The 20,358-nt window shown below is 48.2% G+C and carries 13 protein-coding genes; 8 read left to right on the forward strand and 5 right to left on the reverse strand.

Annotation, left to right across the window (positions count from 1 at the left end; all coding sequences use genetic code 11):
* Positions 1–36: 36 nt before the first annotated feature.
* Positions 37–1,029 carry a Slam-dependent surface lipoprotein gene (locus ACTHRE_RS10395; RefSeq protein WP_377073216.1) on the reverse strand — a complete coding sequence of 331 codons (993 nt, stop codon included), beginning with the start codon at positions 1,027–1,029 and terminating at the stop codon, positions 37–39.
* A gap of 367 nt (positions 1,030–1,396) precedes the next feature.
* On the opposite strand from ACTHRE_RS10395, the gene ACTHRE_RS10400 reads away from it, so the two are divergent.
* Positions 1,397–2,938, forward strand: coding sequence for a surface lipoprotein assembly modifier (locus ACTHRE_RS10400; RefSeq protein ID WP_070646712.1), 1,542 nt, complete (start codon positions 1,397–1,399; stop codon positions 2,936–2,938).
* A gap of 120 nt (positions 2,939–3,058) precedes the next feature.
* On the opposite strand, the gene ACTHRE_RS10405 is transcribed toward ACTHRE_RS10400, so the two are convergent.
* Complete coding sequence (locus ACTHRE_RS10405; protein WP_070646711.1) at positions 3,059–3,682, reverse strand: biliverdin-producing heme oxygenase; 624 nt, start codon at positions 3,680–3,682, stop codon at positions 3,059–3,061.
* Positions 3,683–4,084: 402 nt separating this feature from the next.
* Between ACTHRE_RS10405 and ACTHRE_RS10410 the strand changes: the two genes are divergently transcribed.
* From ACTHRE_RS10410 to ACTHRE_RS10420, 3 genes are read left to right on the forward strand one after another with little or no spacing between them, the layout of a single operon-like run.
* Positions 4,085–5,395: a PqiA/YebS family transporter subunit gene (locus tag ACTHRE_RS10410; RefSeq protein ID WP_377073218.1), complete on the forward strand. Its 1,311-nt coding sequence runs from the start codon at positions 4,085–4,087 to the stop codon at positions 5,393–5,395.
* Positions 5,392–7,053 carry an intermembrane transport protein PqiB gene (gene pqiB / locus ACTHRE_RS10415; RefSeq protein ID WP_288971516.1) on the forward strand — a complete coding sequence of 554 codons (1,662 nt, stop codon included), beginning with the start codon at positions 5,392–5,394 and terminating at the stop codon, positions 7,051–7,053. Before ACTHRE_RS10410 ends, pqiB begins: the two co-directional genes overlap by 4 nt.
* Complete coding sequence (locus ACTHRE_RS10420; protein ID WP_070711805.1) at positions 7,053–7,571, forward strand: PqiC family protein; 519 nt, start codon at positions 7,053–7,055, stop codon at positions 7,569–7,571. Before pqiB ends, ACTHRE_RS10420 begins: the two co-directional genes overlap by 1 nt.
* A gap of 55 nt (positions 7,572–7,626) precedes the next feature.
* Here the strand turns inward: ACTHRE_RS10420 and ACTHRE_RS10425 are convergent, their stop codons facing one another.
* The 3 genes from ACTHRE_RS10425 to ACTHRE_RS10435 form a co-directional block, all read right to left on the reverse strand.
* Positions 7,627–8,262 carry a GrxB family glutaredoxin gene (locus ACTHRE_RS10425; RefSeq protein WP_377073221.1) on the reverse strand — a complete coding sequence of 212 codons (636 nt, stop codon included), beginning with the start codon at positions 8,260–8,262 and terminating at the stop codon, positions 7,627–7,629.
* Positions 8,263–8,368: 106 nt separating this feature from the next.
* A complete protein-coding gene (locus ACTHRE_RS10430) occupies positions 8,369–10,195 on the reverse strand; it encodes a hypothetical protein (protein ID WP_377073223.1) in 1,827 nt (608 codons plus the stop codon).
* A 39-nt stretch (positions 10,196–10,234) separates the two neighbouring features.
* Entirely contained in the window at positions 10,235–11,032 is a 798-nt protein-coding gene (locus ACTHRE_RS10435; protein WP_377073225.1) for a hypothetical protein, read from the reverse strand.
* A 245-nt stretch (positions 11,033–11,277) separates the two neighbouring features.
* Here ACTHRE_RS10435 and ACTHRE_RS10440 point away from each other — a divergent pair, with 245 nt between their 5' ends.
* The 4 genes from ACTHRE_RS10440 (at position 11,278) to putA (ending at position 20,353) form a co-directional block, all read left to right on the forward strand.
* Complete coding sequence (locus ACTHRE_RS10440; protein ID WP_377073227.1) at positions 11,278–13,491, forward strand: RelA/SpoT family protein; 2,214 nt, start codon at positions 11,278–11,280, stop codon at positions 13,489–13,491.
* A 251-nt stretch (positions 13,492–13,742) separates the two neighbouring features.
* Positions 13,743–14,537, forward strand: coding sequence for a formate/nitrite transporter family protein (locus tag ACTHRE_RS10445; RefSeq protein WP_377073229.1), 795 nt, complete (start codon positions 13,743–13,745; stop codon positions 14,535–14,537).
* A 455-nt stretch (positions 14,538–14,992) separates the two neighbouring features.
* Positions 14,993–16,519: a sodium/proline symporter PutP gene (putP, locus tag ACTHRE_RS10450; RefSeq protein ID WP_070583822.1), complete on the forward strand. Its 1,527-nt coding sequence runs from the start codon at positions 14,993–14,995 to the stop codon at positions 16,517–16,519.
* A 225-nt stretch (positions 16,520–16,744) separates the two neighbouring features.
* Positions 16,745–20,353 carry a bifunctional proline dehydrogenase/L-glutamate gamma-semialdehyde dehydrogenase PutA gene (gene putA, locus ACTHRE_RS10455; protein ID WP_440345058.1) on the forward strand — a complete coding sequence of 1,203 codons (3,609 nt, stop codon included), beginning with the start codon at positions 16,745–16,747 and terminating at the stop codon, positions 20,351–20,353.
* Positions 20,354–20,358: the final 5 nt, after the last annotated feature.

Below are 20,358 nucleotides of genomic sequence, written 5' to 3' on the forward strand. Positions count from 1 at the left end.
TATTGATTATCTATTATTGGAATGCTTGATGTGCAGTTACTTGCTGACAGGTGTCAAACTTGTATCCGTCGTATTGCGGTCGTCATCATTCTTCACGCCGCCGAACACGGTATCCAACGATTTATCGGCATCAAAGGTAACTTTACCGCCTATACTGACTTCTGTTTTATCGCCGTTAAATTGACCAAAAAATTTCCCTTCGACTTTGCCGTTTTTACCATCGGATTCGGCAGTGCCTGAGAAATCAACGCCGTTGATGCCTACATCTTTCATCACAACGTCCGGACCGTAATCCGCATTACCCAAAATCGTGCCGCCGAGTTTGTTGGTGTTGAAATTGGCTGTCAGCAGTGAAAGTTTGGGAGCGATTTTTTCAGAGGCCCCATAGGATTTTTTGGGCTCGTAGGTAGAGGTAACGATATTGCCGTTGCGGACGCGAACCGCCCAAACTTCGTATGTAGTTTTGCCTTTTGCCACAGTACTGTCAGACGGAGTGTAATAAGACGGTTTCGCCGTTCCGACAGGTTTGCCGCCGACAAACAGGTCTGCCGTACCGTCTGAACTTATCCATGCGCCAAATTTAAGGTGATCATGTTTGGTTGCAGGGGCATTGGTGAACTGTCCCGAACTACTGCAACAGACAAACAGTTTGCCACCTTCAGATAAAGGTTGTCCTTCATGGCGGGTACGAAGGGCATAAGATGGGCTGGAATATGATGGGACAATCGGATCAGAATATGAACTAATGTTGTAATAGTTACCAGAAGGGGTTTGATAGACATATTGTTTATCGGTATAGCTGCCCCATGATGTTTTCACTTCGAGCTCCGCTTCATGCAGGCTGCCACCTTTTCCGGAAAGGGTATTGATGGTCTGTATCGCACTGCTTTCATCACTCAACTTAACATTGGCGATAGGTTGCGCTGTCGGAATAGCAACGGGAACTTTGGGCTCAGATGCACCTCCACCTGCACATGCAGTCAAAATAAAGGTAGTTGCAATAGGCACTATAAATACATTAATTTTCATAACCAATCTCTCTAAAATACAAGCTTCTCAGATACAATAATGATAAGTATTACTAATAATATGCAATATTGTGTAACAAATATTTTATTTTAGCAATACCAATATTTTTTATATCAGTAGTTAGGGTGAATCTTTATGCCATCCTCTCTCTGTTAAATATATTTACGCAATTTATAATCCTATAAAAATAAATAAGTTATATTTATTTCGTAAATTTGCCGTTATAATGATAAATCTAAATACGAATCTGTATTTTTTATGCAAAAATAAAATCACCTGAGATGTTTCAGGCAGTTTTATGACAAGAGCAAATTCCTTATTAGAAACGATTTGCCCTCAGATATACATATATTTCGGATGACTTTAAATGCTAAAAATAAAACAAAAAATTGTCTCAGCTTCTTTGTGCTACCTATTGCCGTCAGCAGCCTTTGCTGAATTTCCCGAAGAGGGTGTTCGGCAGAATATTTCTTCTCAGAATACTGCTGTACAAGTACAACAGAAACAATGGTTAGATATTCTATCTGAGGAGGAAAGGTCGCCTGAAAAGAATGAGAATATAGGCAGACCAACTCTGGTTAATGATGATTTTTTAGCGGCAAACCCGCATATTCTTGAAGACGCACTGGTTCAAGCACTTAACGGCAATAGCGCAGACCTGGTTTCCTCGCTTGTCGCCCTTTACCGTAAACAGCCCAACCACAATCCCAAACTGATTGCACGTGCCGATGCTTTGCTGGCAAAGTTGAAAGGACGGACTTCCGAAGCGGTCGAACGTTATCGTACCCTTTATGAATCTGACGTTTCAGACGACCGCATATTGTTGGATTTGGCAGCAGCAGAGTTTCAGGACCATCGCTTGGGTGAGGCAACGATGCATTTTCGTCATGCCGCGCAACGCGATATACCTGCCCCCGTTTTGGAAAATGTCAAACGTTTTCAAGAAGCCGTCAAACGGCAGACAGAATGGAAATGGTCTGGTGGAATCAGCCCCGTGCATAACGATAATGCCAACAACGCTGCTCCGCGTTATTGCATCGAAACAAGGGGGCAAACCGCATGCAGTGTTACCTTACCTGTCAGTGCCAACGGCTTGAATTACGAATTGAACACCGAAAAACTCACCCCATTGCATGGGCATCACGCTATCAAACTCCGCGCCAACCTCAGCGGCACAAGCTATTTTTTCGACCGCCAATCGGCTTACGACGATGCGTTCGGCAGAGCTTATTTGGGCTGGCAACGCAAGGACGGCAAACAAACCGTCAGCGTTTTACCGTTTTATCAGGCACAGTTGGCAGGCAGCAGCGAGTTTGACAGCAAAAAAGAAAATAACCGCCGCGTTGCACCTTATATGCTGGCTCACGGAGTTGGCGTACAGCTTTCGCATATGGTCAATCTCGGCAATGCGACTCAACTTTACTACTCACTGGAACGCTACCGCCAAAACTATCGAGAAACTGATCGTGCACTGCGCAACGATGGTTGGCACGACAGTACCTATCTCTCCCTGGCTCGCCGTTTTGGCAACACGACTCTGTTCGGCGGTTGGCAATACAACCGCTTTGTTCCTGAAAACAAAAACATACACAATATTGAGAACAATGCAGCCTACCACCGCAACGGTTTCAATATAGGTTGGATACAGCAATGGCAGGTTTTAGGTGGGCTTAACAGCAGACTTACCGCTTCATTTGCCAACCGTCGCTATAAAGGCATTATGGCATTCGGCACGGAGCCGCAACGCAATCGGGAGCGCGCTCTCTCTATCAATCTTAGTCACAACAAATTATCTTATAAAGGCATTACCCCTACTTTGAATTATAGTTATAGTCACACCCGTAGCAATGCACCCTATGCAATGCGTAATATTCATCAATGGTCATTAGGTGGTGAATGGAATTTTTAAAAGAGAATCAAATCTGAGTAGGTATAAGACAGCAACCCGTTCAAACAAAACTTTGTAGTGTAATTAAAGGTCTCTGCAAACATCTACGCCGAGACCTTGTCTGTTTGATTTAATTATTTTTTAGAGTCTGTGCGGTGTCATACCTTCAGGCGCTTCTGCACCTTCCGGCAAACCGAAAGTTTCGCGCAAAATCACTTTATAGAAGACAAACGCTTCGCACGCACCTTGAATGGCTTCCGCCTCGGCTTCGGGAGTCAAGTTCAAAGCGTTCAGATGCTCGACAAAAGCGCGCCAGTGTTTGCCGCGGCCGTTCGGATGAGGAGCCAGGTGGCGTGCGCCGAATTCGCCGGTGTATTCGAGTTTTTGAGCGTGTTTGAACAAGAATGCCGCGCCCAAATTAGAACCTTCGGCACAATACAGCCAGCCGATGGCTTTATTACCGGTTTCGTGTGGCAATTCTTTGTCAAATTTGTAAGGCTCTTCGCCCAAGTCTTTCAAGTCTTGAGTCACGGCATCGTAACGCGCCATGTATTCAAGTTCGGGAATGGCTTTGTTCAATTCGGCATCTTTATAGATGTGATCAACAGCCTTGTGGAAAACAGATTGAAGTTTCAAGAATTTGATGTAGTTTTCTTTGCTGGAAAAAGGTTGAACGGACATAACCAAGTTATCAACGCTGTCGTGCGTTGTCGTGGTTTGCTCTTTCAAGCGTTTGGCGAAAGTCAGCTCTTGGGTTTCACTCATGATGTTTCCTTTGAATTAAGAGACTAATGGTTTCAGACGGCCTTTATGGTTAAAAATCCGTCTAATTTGAAAAGAATCGTTTTAAAAACAAAGAAGATAATTTTTAGCCTACTTCAGGTTCGTTGACCGTGTACCTTCCACAAATCTACAAGGATTATCGTGTTTTTAAATATTAAGAATATATCTTATTTTATCCTAATGGCAATAAACCAAACTAAGACCTATTAATAAAATTTAACGGCTCATAGCAATAACCTTCTGAAGTCTTTTCAAACTTTTCAGACGGCCCAAACCTTATTAAGCAGCCGCCATTCAATCAAATATCGACCTAAATTTGGGCTATCCTTCTGTTTTCCTTTATAATGCGACACTCTTTGCACCTTCTTTATCCCCTGCCGAACCATGAAACGGATTCCTGCCTACCATCGCTGGTGGCGCTACAAGTCTTATCTTCCTGATGCGACGCTGCCTGCACATACGGTGGAATGCCCGGATTGCGGCTGCCGTATGGATATTCCGCGCCTGCGTCAGGGACAGGAAGCACATTGTCCGGTATGCAACCATGAAATTGTGGAGGTGGAAAACAATCCGTATATCGCGCCGATTGCCTATGCGCTGACAACCTTGATTCTGATGGCGTTCGCGTACAATATGGTGTATATCCGCGTCGATTTATTCGGCGTGACATCGATTTTGTCGCTCCCGCAAATGATGCGGCTTTTGATTTCGCTGGATTATGGTTTTCTGGCGGAAGTGATGTTTATCCTCACCTTTGGTGCGCCTTTACTGTTTTTACTGCTCTGCCTGTATGTTTATACGGCTTTGATACGCGAAAAGGCCTACCCTGCGCTGCGCTTTGCAACGCGTGTATTGGTGCGGCTGCGCCATTGGATTATGGTGGATGTGTTTTTCATTTCCACTTTGGTGGCATATATCAAGCTCTCGTCCGTTGCTACAGTGGAATTCGGCTCGGCGTTTTATCTGATGTTTCCGTTGTCGGTCATGCTGATTCGGACTTCGGTATCGATTCCGCAGCATTGGGTTTATTATAAGATTCACCGTTTAACCGGCGGCCATGCGGTTCAGACGGCCACTGAAGACAAAATCTGTTGCAGCCGCTGCCTGTATTTCCGCGATAAAGACGAGCAGCCTTGCGGCGTATGCGGTGCGGACTTATACCGTCGCCGCCCCAAAAGCCTGAGTATTTCGCTGGCATTTTTAGTCACGGCATTTATCCTGTATTTCCCTGCCAACATCCTGCCGATTATGATTTCGTCCAACCCGACGGCCTTGGAGATCAACACGATTTTCAACGGCATTGTTTATATGTGGGACGACGGCGACCGATTGATTGCCGTGATTATTTTCAGCGCCAGTATTATGGTGCCGGTTTTGAAGATTATTGCGATGGCGGTTTTAATTTATTCCGCATACTTCAAACCCGTGATGAGCGTGGACAAAATGTCGGTTTTGTATCGGATTACCGAATCCATCGGCCGCTGGTCGATGATTGATATTTTTGTGATTATTATTTTGATGAGTTCGTTCCACACCAATATGGCGCGCGTCGTGCCCGGGGGGGCGGCGATTTACTTCTGCCTGGTCGTTATTTTGACCATGCTTTCGGCCTATTATTTCGATCCCCGTCTGATTTGGGACAAGCAACAGCAGCTTTCAGACGGCCTTGATTCTGACCAGACCTTAAAACAATGAAAAAACACGATTCTTCACCCAATTATCACGCCCCGGCGCGTGTCAAGAAAACCAATGTCTTCACATCTATCGTGTGGCTGATTCCGCTGATTGCGCTGATTGCCGGCGGCTGGCTTTTGGTTAAAGACATCCGCAACCGCGGCCCTGTCGTTACGCTGTTGATGGACAGCGCCGAAGGCATCGAGGTCAACAACACCATTATTAAGGTGCTGAACGTCGATGTCGGACACGTTACCCGCATCAAATTGCGCGACGACCAAAAAGGCGTGGAAGTCACGGCCCAACTCAGCGCCGATGCCAAAGACCTTATCCGCAGCGATACCCAATTTTGGGTGGTCAAACCTCGTATCGACCAAAGCGGCGTTACCGGCTTGGGAACCTTGCTTTCCGGCTCATATATTGCATTTACACCAGGTAAAAGCCAAGAAACCAAAGATGTATTTGTCGTCCAAGACATTCCGCCGATTGCCGCCATCGGTCAAAGCGGCCTGCGCCTGAATTTGATCGGCAAAAACGACCGCATCCTCAACGTCAGCAGCCCTGTTTTGTATGAAAACTTTATGGTCGGCCAAGTAGAAAGCGCGCATTTCGACCCGTCCGACCAAAGCGTGCATTACACCATTTTCATCCAAAGCCCCAACGACAAACTGATTAATTCCGCCAGCCGTTTTTGGCTGGAAAGTGGCATCAATATCGAAACTACAGGCAGCGGTGTCAAACTCAATTCCGCCCCTCTGCCTGCCCTGCTGTCCGGCGCAATTTCCTTTGACTCGCCCAAAACAAGCGACAGCAAAAACGTCAAAAGCGAAGACAGCTTCACGCTTTACGATAGCCGCAGCGAAGTCGCCAACCTGCCTGACGACCGCTCGCTGTACTACACCGCATTCTTCAAACAATCCGTACGCGGCCTGACTGCCGGTTCGCCTGTCGAATACAAAGGCCTGAATGTCGGCGTGGTTTCCGATGTCCCTTATTTCGACCGCAACGACAGCCTGCACTTATTTGAAAACGGTTGGATTCCCGTACGCATCCGCATCGAGCCTTCCCGTTTGGAAATCAATGCCGACGAGCAAAGTAAAGAACATTGGAAACAACAATTTCAGACGGCCTTAAACAAAGGCCTGACTGCCACCATCTCCAGCAACAACCTGTTGACCGGAAGCAAAATGATTGAGTTGAACGATCAGCCTTCCGCATCGCCTAAGCTGCGACCGCATACCGTTTATGCAGGCGATACCGTTATCGCAACCCAAGGCGGCGGTTTGGACGATTTACAGGCAAAAGTGGCCGATTTGTTAGACAAGTTCAACAATCTGCCACTGGATAAAACCGTTGCCGGCTTGAACGGCTCGCTTGCCGAGCTCAAATCCACACTCAAATCTGCCAATGCCGCCCTAAGCTCCATCGACAAACTGGTCGGCAAACCGCAGACACAAAACATTCCGAACGAGCTGAACCAAACCCTGAAAGAATTGCGTCAAACCCTGCAAGGCGTATCGCCGCAATCGCCTATCTACGGCGACGTACAAAATACGCTGCAAAGTTTGGACAAAACCTTAAAAGATGTTCAACCCGTGATTAATACTTTGAAAGAAAAACCCAATGCGCTGATTTTCAACAGCAGCAGCAAAGACCCTATCCCGAAAGGAAGCCGATAATGCGCCTCTTCCCGATTGCCGCCGCCCTGACGCTTGCCGCCTGCGGCACTGCTCAAAGCACACAATATTTCGTTCTGCCCGACAGTCAATACATCCGACCTGCTGCGCATGGCAACGAAATCGCGGTCAAAGTCAACCTTGCCGAACCGCTTGCCAACGGCGGCCTCGTTTACCAAACCGATGCCTACCATGTCAATCTGGCGAAAAACCACCTTTGGGCAGCTCCGCTCGATGGCGCGTTGGCAGCAAACCTCAGCAACAAGCTCAACCGCCTCAATCCGCATCGCACCTTCGTGCCTGCTTCACGCAGCCAAAGCAGCCAAACCCTGAAAGTCTATATCGAAGCCTTCCAAGGCAGCTATCAGGGGCAGACCACCATCAGCGGTTATGCACTATGGCCGGACGGACGCAGCAAACCGTTTAATGCCATTACGCCGCAACAAGGCGACGGCTATACCGCCATGCTCGAATCGTTGGAAAACGGTTTGTCACAGGTTGCCGATACGATTGCCTATTAAACAAAAGGCCGTCTGAAAAACTTTCAGACGGCCTTTTTCATGTTTCAAACATTCATTACAACGCGCGGTCAAAATACAAAGCCACGCCGGAACGCTCGCTCATCGCCAACAAATAATCCATCAATTTTTGCGGCCATTGAATACCGCGCACAACGGTCAGGTTGCGCAAAATAGGGAAAGTCAGGATATCTTCCAAACTGATTTCACCGCCCAAGCCCTCGCCTTCGCACACCAGCGCTTCCAGTTCTGCCAAGTCTTGATGCAGACGCTCCAGATACTGCGCCGTTTTGTTCAGATTAGTCTCGAAATTGCCGATACTTTTCTCTTTTTTGTCGATAAAGTATTTTTTCGCCTCATCGGTATCAAATTCGGGCAGGCCGATTTTGACCATGCGCGGCTGTACCAATTTGTTATTGTATTCGCCCACTTTATCCAACCAAGCCTGCATTTCTGGACGAACTTCCTCTTTCAGACGGCCTTGATCGATATAGCGGACAATATCCAAACTTTCGCCCATAAACGAACCGTCTTCTTTTTGCAAAATCGGCACTTGTTTTGAGCCAATCATGCCAATCGGCATGGCTTCGTCATCATTTGCCAAGACAACCTCTTCCACCGCCACATCACGCAAGCCGAAAATCATCCGCGCACGAACACAAAACGGGCAATGGTCGTAAATATACAGTTTCATTAAAAATCCTCCGAAAATGGGTTTGATTGGGCAAAGGCCGTCTGAATGCCTCACGCAAAAGGATTATCCTGCCAAATATCTTTGGAAACCATATCTGATAACGTGTTTATACGGCCGGGATATATGCAGTATTGTCTCCGGGCAGTATAACCGATGTTGAAATTTCCGTCGGATACACGACATCAGCGGCTGTCTCTGCTGAAATTTCACCTGCCAACTCATTGTAAATTCCTTTGTCGTTTTGGAAATCAATATCGGCAACCTTACGCCTTTCCCCGTTTTCCAAAACCACTTCTGATTCAAATAATATTTTATTATCGGCTTCATCTTTCAGATTGATTTCTGCAAAATCCAAAGAGATCGACTGGATATCCCAGTCGGACAATAGAGAAAGCTCTCCTTCCTCCGTTTTCCCGTTACTGTTTTCGTCATGCCAGATTCTTAGCTCGCCCCACAATTCATCATATTGATTAATGATATTATTATTGTCGCTGTCCAAATCTTTCAAAGCTTCTACGCCGTTTTCTGCGCGCTTGCCGTCAGACATAACTGTTGCCTCACCAAACATCTCCGTTCCGTCGTTTACCATGCCGTCTCCATTTTTATCCCAAACCAAAAAACCGCTGCCTTTTTTGAGCCAAGCCGTCTGTTCGGCCATCCCGTCGCCATCCATATCAAAACTCACTCCATCCTCCACCGAAGTCGTGAGCAACTCTTCTCCATACAGCTCGATAGCAAGAGGAGTATGGTAATTTTTGGCAATTTGGTCAAAATTCTGCTGAAGATTATCCACTCCGCCCTGCAAATCAAGTGAAATATTGGCTTTGTTCAGTAAATCCTGCAAAGCTTTCAAAGCTTCGTTTTCATTATGAATTTCTTTGCCTTTTCCTGATGCCTGTTCGGATTTTTGCTGTTCGACCAAAGTAGCCAAGCGGTTCACTGCATTGGAATGAAGCCTACTGGCTGAAGTAATCAGTGCCGCATACGCACTTTTTGAGTAATTTACTAAATTATCGTTGAAGCTGACACTCTTGCCCGCGCCACCGATACCGAATTCAATCGCCCCCTGCTTTCCGCCTGAAGAATAATATAACGCTGTTCTTGCAGCCGTCGTTACCGTACCGTCTGCCAAACGGCTGTTGGCAGGTACAAATACCACCATCAGCGTAGGATTTCCACGCGCCATCATCGGCATCAGACTAAGCGGCATATTTGGATCGGTTTTCTGAAAGCGAACCCGCTCGTCACCTACGCCAAACAGTCTGTTGGGATAGTCAGGCGCTGCTTCATCCATTCCTGATTGCAGAATTTTTTGCTTTTCGGCCGGAGTTTTACCGTTTAGCAGGTTTGGATTGGTTTCCTTAAGGAATACAGATTTCGCCCATGTCCAATAAGTATGGTCGGGCTGTCCGCTGGGGTTTTGGGTTTTCATTTTGTGGGCAAAATAATCAACAGCCTGTTGTTGGTTCATCGCCTTGATTGCTGCCGTATCCGATCCGTATTTGGTTTCTTTGGGATTGTTCCGCAAATCAAACTGAAAACGGTTGTATTCGGCTTTTCCTTCTTCATACAAAAAACGGCGGGCATACTCATTTGCAGTAAGGTTTTTTGTTGGATTTCTCTCATCAGCAAGATCTAGTCTATAAAGAGTATCAGAAATACCATGCTCGATTTCATGGGCATAATCAGAAGCCGTAAGATAATCTTTTCCAAATACCATCTCACGGTATTCAATGTCTCCTCTTAATTTTCTCGTTGTATAAGTGGCTGGAACATGATGATCGACACGAATACTTGATAGCCCCCATTTATTGATAAAAATATGAGTCTTTTGCATAATAACATTATCCCGCATGATGCTATCAATCTCCTTTTTAGGCATGCCCATGCGAATAAAATGCTGCCGAATTTGTGCATTTTGAACTGTTGCCATAATAATTCTCCTATTAATTGTTTGAGTAAATTTTTAATTTTAATTGGTGATAAAATAATCTTTTTTATATAAATAATTTTTTTTATATTGAATATAAGATATTTCCTTGCTACATCTCATATTTTCTTGGTTATCATGCATAAAGTATAGAGATACACTATCATGAATAGACAATCTTGCATGAAAATTCTTAATATGACCGTTGTTGTCAATAGCCTCTAATGATTTTTCTAAGTTGTCAATATCCTTTAATGATTTTCCAAAACTTACAGCAGAATCAGAACAAAATATCGGTCTAAACATTGGATGCCAACCAATGCTTGGCAGGGGCAAATCCTCGGGATAACGGTTGTCAGGAAACAGCGAACGGTAATGCTTTAAATAATCAGGCGTTGCTTCGATTTCTAAAAAAGTACTGCCGTTGTAGTTGGTCTGATGCACTACCGTAAAGCCGTCGGTCGGCCGTTTTAGCTTACGCCGCCTGTGTTTGAGCCATTTCTGCCGCTCTGCCTTGTCTTTCCATCTGAGTACCGCCTGTTTTTCTCCGTCAGGCCGCAAACGGCCGGAAAGCCGCAGATATCGCCGGTACACGGGAATCTGCCACTTTTTCGCTAAATCTTCAGGCGGCATATCAAGCAAACAGGCACTATGCAGCGTGCCGGCCATCTGTCTGAACAAACTCTCGAAGCTATTTACAGGATAAAGCTGCCCGCAGCCCGTTGCGTCATCCGCATATGCTTGAGAAACAGAGACCGTCTGAATGCCGCTATAAGCATGAGACAAAATGGGCAGCAACATGGCCGGCCACAGCAAAGCAGCTAAAAATCTCACACTCATCTCCTTCTTGATAAAAATTATTACTTGCTTTGATATTATTCCCAATATTTTTTCACTGCAAGCACATTTACACGCTAATTGTTTGTTTTATTTTGATGTTTATATGTTATTGCAAGTTGGGTAGCCCAGGCCGTCTGAAACAAGACTTCCTGAAACATAGTGCAGCATTCGCATACAAATCTAGGGCTGTCGGCAAGAAACTGTTACAATGGCAACGTTTTTATCAAAAAGAAAAAACGCACGCCATGACCACTATTCGCCAAACGCCCCAAACATCGAGTGCAACGCTGGAAGGCCTCCTCGCTTGGTTCGACGGCTATGTTGCCGCGCTGCCCGATTCCGATAAAAACCTGATTCAGACGGCCTTTGACTTAGCTAAAGAACATTACCCCGCCGATGCACTAACGACTTACGGCGAGCCATTGCTGGAACATTTCCTCGGCTCGATGCAAATCGTCAGCGAACTCGACCTCTTGCCTGATGCCGTGGCCGCTACGATTTTGTCCGACATCGGCAAATACGTTCCCACTTGGCGCGAATTGGTTACCGAACGCTGCAACAGTACCGTTTGCGAGCTGGTCAAAGGCGTGGACGAAGTACAGAAACTGACCCAATTCGCCCGCGTAGACAGCCTTGCCACGCCGGAAGAGCGCGCCCAACAAGCCGAAACCATGCGTAAAATGCTGTTGGCGATGGTTACCGACATCCGCGTCGTCCTGATCAAACTGGCCATGCGTACGCGCACCCTGCAATTCTTAAGCAACGTTCCCGACAATCCTGAAAAGCGCGCCGTTGCCAAAGAAACCCTCGACATTTTTGCCCCGCTCGCCAACCGCTTGGGCGTGTGGCAACTCAAATGGCAGCTCGAAGATTTGGGCTTCCGTCATCAAGAGCCGGAAAAATACCGCGAAATCGCCCTGCTTTTGGACGAAAAACGCACCGAGCGCCTCGAATACATCGAAAACTTCCTCAATATCCTGCGTACGGAACTGAAAAAATACAATATTCATTTTGAAGTTGCCGGAAGACCGAAGCATATCTACTCCATTTACAAAAAAATGGTGAAGAAAAAGCTCACTTTCGACGGCTTGTTCGACATCCGCGCCGTACGGATTTTGGTGGACACCATTCCCGAGTGTTACACCACGTTGGGCATTGTCCACAGCCTCTGGCAGCCGATTCCGGGCGAGTTCGACGACTATATCGCCAACCCGAAAGGCAACGGCTATAAAAGTTTGCACACCGTCATCGTCGGTCCGGAAGACAAAGGCGTGGAAGTACAAATCCGCACCTTCGATATGCACCAATTCAACGAATTCGGTGTTGCCGCCCACTGGCGTTATAAAGAAGGCGGCAAGGGCGATTCCGCCTACGAACAAAAAATCGCTTGGTTGCGCCAACTCCTAGACTGGCGCGAAAACATGGCCGAAAGCGGCAAGGAAGACCTCGCCGCCGCCTTTAAAACCGAGCTGTTCAACGATACGATTTACGTTTTGACTCCGCACGGCAAAGTCCTCTCCCTGCCTACGGGCGCTACCCCCATCGACTTTGCGTATGCCTTGCATAGCAGCGTAGGCGACCGTTGCCGCGGCGCAAAAGTCGAAGGACAAATCGTGCCGCTGTCCACGCCTTTGGAAAACGGTCAACGCGTTGAAATCATTACCGCCAAAGAGGGAAATCCTTCCGTCAACTGGCTCTACGAAGGCTGGGTCAAATCTAACCGCGCCATCAGCAAAATCCGTGCCTACATCCGCCAGCAAAATGCAGATACCGTGCGTGAAGACGGCCGCGCCCAGTTGGACAAACAGTTGTCAAAAATCTTCCCCAAACCCAATCTGCAAGCATTGGCGGAAAAACTCGGCTTCAAAAAAACCGACGAACTCTATACGGCCATCGGTCAGGGCGAAGTTTCCAACCGCGCCATCCATAAAGCCTGCGGCGCGCTGAATGAACCGCCTCCTGTGCCGATTGATGAAACCAATATCGTCAAGCAGTCAAAAATCAAAAAAGGCGGCAAAAACGGCATTTTGATTGACGGCGAAGACGGTCTGATGACCACGCTTGCCAAATGCTGCAAACCGGCACCTCCGGACGACATTATCGGTTTCGTTACGCGCGACCGCGGTATTTCCGTCCACCGCAACACCTGCCCTTCTTTCCGCCACCTTGCCGAACAGGCACCGGAAAAAGTGTTGAATGCGAGCTGGGCAGCCTTGCAAGAAGGACAAGTGTTTGCTGTCGATGTTGAAATCCGCGCCCAAGACCGCTCCGGTTTGCTGCGCGATGTTTCGGATGCGCTGGCACGTCATAAACTCAACGTTACCGCGGTGCAAACCCAATCGCGTGATTTGGAAGCCAGTATGCGCTTTACCCTTGAAGTCCGCCAAGTCAATGACCTGCCGCGCGTATTAGCCAGCTTAGGCGACATCAAAGGCGTTTTAAGCGTAACGCGCTTGTAGTTCTAACGCACCAAGCAAATCTAAAGGCCGTCTGAAAGCAACTTTTTCAGACGGCCTTTTAAGTTTTTAACACACCAATATCTCAACGCTTCAACTTATCTTTCTTAAAAAGTCAGCCGCAGCCTTAGCCGCTTCAATATATAACCCCCTCTTCTATCCTTACAACCAGTTGTTATTTCCTACCGGCATCATTCTCAGGCAAACTTATTATCCTCATGATAAACAAGATATTTCCAATTTAAGGGAGCCTCATGAATACACGAGATTTGTACCCTCACGAGATTTTGCAGGAAGCCATCGGCAAGAGCTGCGCCAAGTCTGAGTTCAGCATCAAAATGTTGGTGATTTTGAGTTTTTTAGGCGGCGGCTATGTCGGCTTCGGCTATCTTGCCTGCCTGCGCGTCATCAGCGGCATTCCTGCCGAATGGAACGGCCTGGCCGCTCTTTTGGGCGCGTCCGTATTCCCTATCGCGCTGATTTGTATCTTAATCGGTGGCGGTGAGCTGGCAACAGGCAATATGATGATTATGGCTTTGGGCAGATTGACCGGCCGTGTCAGCACCTACAAACTGGTACGCAACTGGCTCATTGTCAGCTTGGGCAATCTGGCAGGCGCCGTTGCCATGGCCTATTTCCTCGGCCACTATGTCGGCCTTGCCGAAGGGCCGGCCGCAGCGAAAACCATTGCCATTGCCGAAGCTAAAGTCAATATGGACTTCGGCCGCGCATTCGTTTCTGCCATCGCATGTAACTGGATGGTGTGTATGGGCATCTGGTTTTACTTCGGCGCACGCCATACTTCAGGACGAATCTTAGCCATGTGGTTCCCGGTTATGATCTTCGTATTAATCGGCTTTCAACACTTTGTTGCCAATATGTTTATCATTCCGGCCGGCATTTGGGCGGGTGCAAATGTCAGCTGGGGTCAATTTTTCTACAATATGATTCCCGTCTTCTTAGGCAACGTCCTGGGCGGGTCATCCTTTGTCGCAGCCTCTTATCTCTTTGCTTACAAACACTTATTAAAAGACGATTTTTCTATTTAATGTAGTCTTTTTTTTCTAAAAACCTCGTATCTGCCCGACACAGATACGGGGTTTCTGCACAGGGTCGTCTGAAAGTCCAAGTCGTTTAATTACTTTTTCTCTTTAATCCTCAAAAAACATCAGGAAAGATAGTTTCACACACTTTCCTTCGTCATCATCAGTAAAAATTTATATATTTTTATGTTTTTAAATGACTTAGCCAAAAGGCGGCATCAATTTCGAATAAAGGCTGAGTTCTTCGCTTTGCAAAAGCGACTTTTTGCGGTATGCTGGTTTAAATTATTTACAATTTAATGCATTAAAATTTCGTATTTTATTGTATTTGAAAATAATTTATCCTGTCTCTCTCGCAAAAAACAGGATTTTTAAGCTGTATTTTTATTAGAAAAAAGTTTGGGTATGAATTGCTTGCAATTTCAAAACCCGTATTTATAAGTTAGATGAGGAATAAGTACATGAATCCCATGTATATCACTTTCGCGATCTATTTGGTCGCCGTATTACTGATCGGCCTGGCCGCCTATTTTTCAACACGAAACTTCGATGACTACATCCTCGGCGGCCGCAGCTTGGGTCCATTCGTGACCGCGATGTCTGCCGGTGCTTCCGATATGTCAGGCTGGCTTTTGATGGGCTTGCCAGGTGCCATTTACCTGAGCGGTTTGAATGAAGCTTGGATTGCCATTGGTCTGATTGTGGGTGCATACCTCAACTGGCTTTTGGTCGCAGGCCGTCTGCGCGTACATACCGAATACGCCAACAACGCGCTGACGCTTCCTGATTACTTCTTCCACCGCTTTGGTGCCGGCGGTCACTTGATGAAAGTGGTTTCTGCACTGATTATCTTGTTCTTCTTCACTATTTACTGTGCTTCAGGCATCGTAGCCGGTGCTACCCTATTCCAAAGCCTGTTCCACGATCTGTCTTACACTCAAGCCATGTGGCTGGGTGCCGGCGCAACCATCGCCTACACTTTCTTGGGCGGTTTCTTGGCCGTAAGCTGGACCGATACCCTGCAAGCTTCTTTGATGATTTTTGCATTGGTACTGACTCCTATAATGGTGTATTTGGGTTTGGGCGGTGCAGATCAAATGAATGCGGCCATCCAACAAGTTGCCGCCTCTACCGGTAAAGAATACGGCAGCCTGTTTGCCGGTACTACTTTCATCGGCATTATCTCTACCGCCGCTTGGGGCTTGGGCTATTTCGGCCAACCACACATTTTGGCCCGTTTCATGGCTGCCGAAAGCGCTAAATCTCTGGTTTCTGCACGCCGTATCGGCATGACTTGGATGATTCTGTGTATGGCCGGTGCTGTGGCTGTCGGCTACTTCGGTATCGCCTACTTCGGTGCCAACCCTGCTCACGTTGAAGAAATGAACGGCAACCACGAACGTATCTTCATCGCTTTGGCTACCCTGCTCTTCAACCCTTGGATTGCCGGTATCATCTTGAGCGCGATTCTCGCCGCCGTAATGTCCACTCTGTCTTGCCAATTGTTGGTTTGCTCCAGCGCGATTACCGAAGACTTCTACAAAGGCTTCCTGCGTAAAAAAGCACAACAAGCCGAGTTGGTATGGATTGGCCGTCTGATGGTTTTGGCGATTGCCGTGATTTCCATCCTGATTGCTTCTGATCCTAACAGCAAAGTATTGGGCTTGGTGGCTTACGCATGGGCAGGTTTTGGTGCCGCATTCGGTCCGGTTGTTATCCTGTCTGTACTGTGGAAACGCATTACTGCCTACGGCGCACTCTCCGGCATGATTGCAGGTGCACTGACTGTAGTAGTTTGGGCTGAGTGGATCAAAAAACCTGCTTTAGCCGCACAAGAAACAGGTTTCGCTACTGTCTATGAAATCGTTCCCGGCTTCATCGCTTGTTTCCTCGTGATTGTTTTGGTGTCCCTGATCGACAAAAAACCTTCACGCGAATTGCAAGAACGTTTCGAAAAAGCAGACGCAGAATACCGCGCTTCTAAATAAGACGTTTTCAGACGGCCTGCATGATTCGGTGCAGGCCGTCTTTATGAAATAAACTGTTTCAAAATAATCTGAGCCTTATCAGAAAAAACAGCAATTTATGCGGATGCATCTTGTATCCGCATCATAATTTTATTACGATATTACTATCCTTCAGAATGTCTGTTTTAGCAGTCTTAAAGTCAGGCCGTCTGAAACCATGAAAAAAACCTTTGGAGAACATAAATAATGTTTAACTTCGCTTTTCCAACACAAACTCCTCTGCGTCAAGCTGTAACTGATGCCTACCGCCGCGATGAAATCGAAGCCGTTCAGGATATGTTGCAACGTGCACAGATGACCGACGAAGAGCGCAATGCTGCCTCCGAGCTTGCCCGTCGTTTGGTTACTCAAGTCCGCTCCAGCCGCACCAAAGCAAGCGGCGTAGATGCCTTGATGCACGAGTTCTCTCTCTCCAGTGAAGAAGGTGTTGCACTGATGTGTCTGGCCGAAGCCCTGCTGCGTATTCCGGACAATGCCACCCGCGACCGCCTGATTGCCGATAAAATCTCCGAAGGCAACTGGAAAAGCCACTTGAACAACAGCCCTTCCCTCTTCGTTAACGCGGCTGCATGGGGTCTGTTGATTACCGGCAAACTGACCACCAACACTTCTGAGAAAAACATGGGTTCTGCACTGAGCCGCATGATCAGCAAAGGTGGGGCGCCTCTGATCCGTCAAGGTGTGAACTACGCAATGCGCCTGTTGGGCAAACAGTTCGTAACCGGCCAAACCATTGAAGAAGCGCTGCAAAACGGTAAAGAACGCGAGAAAATGGGTTACCGCTTCTCTTTCGATATGTTGGGTGAAGCCGCATACACCGAAGAGGATGCCAACCGCTACTACAACGACTACGTTCAAGCCATTCACGCCATCGGTAAAGATGCCGCAGGCCAAGGCGTTTACGAAGGCAACGGTATTTCCGTCAAACTTTCCGCCATCCATCCACGCTACTCACGCGCCCAACACGAACGCGTTATGAGCGAATTGTTGCCGCGCCTGAAAGAATTGTTCCTTTTGGGTAAAAAATACGATATCGGTATCAACATCGACGCCGAAGAAGCCAACCGTCTCGAATTGTCTTTGGACTTGATGGAAGCTTTGGTTTCCGACCCTGACTTGGCCGGCTACAAAGGTATCGGTTTCGTTGTTCAGGCCTACCAAAAACGTTGCCCGTTCGTTATCGACTATCTGATCGACCTGGCCCGCCGCAACAACCAAAAACTGATGATCCGTTTAGTTAAAGGCGCATACTGGGACAGCGAAGTGAAATGGGCTCAAGTAGACGGCATGGAAGGCTATCCGACTTACACCCGTAAAGTCCACACCGACATCTCCTACCTCGCCTGCGCACGCAAACTCTTGGATGCGCAAGATGCCGTGTTCCCACAATTTGCCACCCACAACGCCTACACTTTGGGCGCAATCTACCAAATGGGTAAAGGCAAAGACTTTGAACACCAATGTCTGCACGGCATGGGCGAAACCCTGTACGACCAAGTGGTCGGCCCGCAAAACTTAGGCCGCCGCGTACGCGTGTATGCCCCGGTCGGCACACACGAAACCCTGCTTGCCTACTTGGTACGACGCCTGTTGGAAAACGGTGCGAACTCTTCTTTCGTGAACCAAATCGTTGACGAGAACATCAGCATCGACCGCCTGATTAAGAGCCCGTTCGACACCATCGCCGAACAAGGCATCCACCTGCATCCGGCATTGCCTCTGCCGCGCGATTTGTATGGCAAAGGCCGTCTGAACTCCCAAGGCGTCGATTTCAGCAACGAAAACGTATTGCAAAACCTGCAAGAAAAACTCAACCAAGCTTCTTCCGAAGACTTCCACGCCGCGTCTATCGTCAATGGCGAAGCGCGTAACGTGGGCGAAGCGCAACCTGTCCGCAACCCTGCAGACCACAACGATGTTGTCGGCACTGTCAGCTTTGCTGATGCGGCATTGGCTCAAGAAGCTATTGGTGCAGCCGTTGCCGCCCTGCCGGAGTGGAGCGCCAAACCTGCTTCAGAACGCGCCGACTGCCTGCGCCGTTTTGCCGATTTGTTGGAACAACACACGCCTGCATTGATGATGCTGGCTGTCCGTGAAGCCGGTAAAACCTTGAACAACGCCGTTGCCGAAGTACGCGAAGCCGTTGACTTCTGCCGCTACTATGCCAACGAAGCTGAAAACACCCTGCCTAAAGATGCCAAAGCGGTTGGCGCAATCGTTGCCATCAGCCCATGGAACTTCCCATTGGCCATCTTTACCGGCGAAGTGGTTTCTGCATTGGCAGCCGGTAACACTGTTATCGCCAAACCTGCCGAACAAACCAGCCTGATTGCTACTTACGCCGTTTCCTTGATGCATCAAGCCGGTATTCCGACTTCTGCGCTGCAACTCGTACTCGGCGCAGGCGATGTCGGCTCTGCCCTGACCGGCGACGCCCGCATCGGCGGCGTGATCTTTACCGGTTCTACCGAAGTAGCGCGCCTGATCAACAAAGCCCTGTCCAAACGCGACGACAGCCCTGTCCTGATTGCCGAGACCGGTGGTCAAAACGCGATGATCGTGGACTCTACCGCCCTGCCGGAACAAGTCTGCCTCGACGTATTGAACTCTGCCTTCGACAGCGCAGGCCAACGTTGTTCCGCTCTGCGTATCTTGTGCGTTCAAGAAGATGTTGCCGATAAAATGGTCAACATCATCAAAGGTGCAATGGACGAATTGGTTGTCGGCAAACCGACCCAACTGACCACAGACATCGGCCCTGTCATCGATGCTGAAGCCCAACAAAACCTGTTGGCCCACATCAACCGAATGAAAGGCGTAGCTAAGGCTTACCACGAAATCAAAACTGCCGCCGACGTTGATGACAACAACTCTACCTTCGTTCGTCCAATCCTGTTTGAATTGAACAACCTGAACGAATTGCAACGCGAAGTGTTCGGTCCTGTACTGCACGTTGTCCGCTACCGTGCCAGCGAATTGGATCAGCTCATCGACCAAATCAACGCCAAAGGCTATGCTTTGACCAGCGGTGTACACAGCCGTATCGAAGGCACTGTCGACCATATCCGCGACCGTATCGAAGCCGGTAACATCTACGTTAACCGAAACATCGTTGGTGCTGTTGTCGGCGTACAACCTTTCGGCGGTCATGGCTTGTCCGGTACCGGTCCAAAAGCAGGCGGTTCATTCTATCTGCAACGCCTGGTTCGTACTCCTGAATGGGTTGCCCCAACCCTCAGCCGAATCGGCCAAGCAGACGAAGACGCACTCAAACGTTTGGAAACCCTGGTTCACAAACTGCCGTTTAACGCAGAAGAGAAAAAAGCCGCAGCCGCAGCTTTGGGTCACGCACGCGTCCGTACCCTGCGCAAAGCCGAAACCGTATTGGTCGGCCCGACCGGCGAACGCAACTCATTGAGCTGGCGCTCTCCAGAACGTGTTTGGGTACATGGCGGCAATCTGCTGCAAGCCTTCTCTGCCCTGACCGAGCTGGCAGCCGCAGGCATCCAAACCGTTGTTGAGCCAAACAGCCCACTGGCTTCCTACTCAGCCGATTTGGACGGTTTGTTGCAAGTCAACAGCAAACCCGAAAACGCAGGCATCAGCCATGTTGCCGCTATCGAGCCTTTGAGCAGCGAGCGCAAACAAGAGTTGGCCGGCCGCGACGGTGCGCTCATCCGCATCCTGCCTTCTGAACAAGGTCTGGATATCCTGCAAGTATTTGAAGAAATCTCTTGCAGTATCAATACTACCGCTGCCGGTGGTAACGCTAGCCTGATGGCAGTTGCCGACTAATCGTA

Origin of the sequence: Neisseria sp. P0001.S007 (assembly GCF_051963655.1) — a bacterium.
GTDB lineage: Bacteria > Pseudomonadota > Gammaproteobacteria > Burkholderiales > Neisseriaceae > Neisseria > Neisseria subflava_A.

Bases quoted from the DNA above. Each gene is read 5' to 3' on its own strand.
- ACTHRE_RS10395 (WP_377073216.1), bottom strand. From the start codon at position 1,029: ATGAAAATTAATGTATTTATAGTGCCTATTGCAACTACCTTTATTTTG.
- ACTHRE_RS10400 (WP_070646712.1), top strand. From the start codon at position 1,397: ATGCTAAAAATAAAACAAAAAATTGTCTCAGCTTCTTTGTGCTACCTA.
- ACTHRE_RS10405 (WP_070646711.1), bottom strand. From the start codon at position 3,682: ATGAGTGAAACCCAAGAGCTGACTTTCGCCAAACGCTTGAAAGAGCAA.
- ACTHRE_RS10410 (WP_377073218.1), top strand. From the start codon at position 4,085: ATGAAACGGATTCCTGCCTACCATCGCTGGTGGCGCTACAAGTCTTAT.
- pqiB (WP_288971516.1), top strand. From the start codon at position 5,392: ATGAAAAAACACGATTCTTCACCCAATTATCACGCCCCGGCGCGTGTC.
- ACTHRE_RS10420 (WP_070711805.1), top strand. From the start codon at position 7,053: ATGCGCCTCTTCCCGATTGCCGCCGCCCTGACGCTTGCCGCCTGCGGC.
- ACTHRE_RS10425 (WP_377073221.1), bottom strand. From the start codon at position 8,262: ATGAAACTGTATATTTACGACCATTGCCCGTTTTGTGTTCGTGCGCGG.
- ACTHRE_RS10430 (WP_377073223.1), bottom strand. From the start codon at position 10,195: ATGGCAACAGTTCAAAATGCACAAATTCGGCAGCATTTTATTCGCATG.
- ACTHRE_RS10435 (WP_377073225.1), bottom strand. From the start codon at position 11,032: ATGAGTGTGAGATTTTTAGCTGCTTTGCTGTGGCCGGCCATGTTGCTG.
- ACTHRE_RS10440 (WP_377073227.1), top strand. From the start codon at position 11,278: ATGACCACTATTCGCCAAACGCCCCAAACATCGAGTGCAACGCTGGAA.
- ACTHRE_RS10445 (WP_377073229.1), top strand. From the start codon at position 13,743: ATGAATACACGAGATTTGTACCCTCACGAGATTTTGCAGGAAGCCATC.
- putP (WP_070583822.1), top strand. From the start codon at position 14,993: ATGAATCCCATGTATATCACTTTCGCGATCTATTTGGTCGCCGTATTA.
- putA (WP_440345058.1), top strand. From the start codon at position 16,745: ATGTTTAACTTCGCTTTTCCAACACAAACTCCTCTGCGTCAAGCTGTA.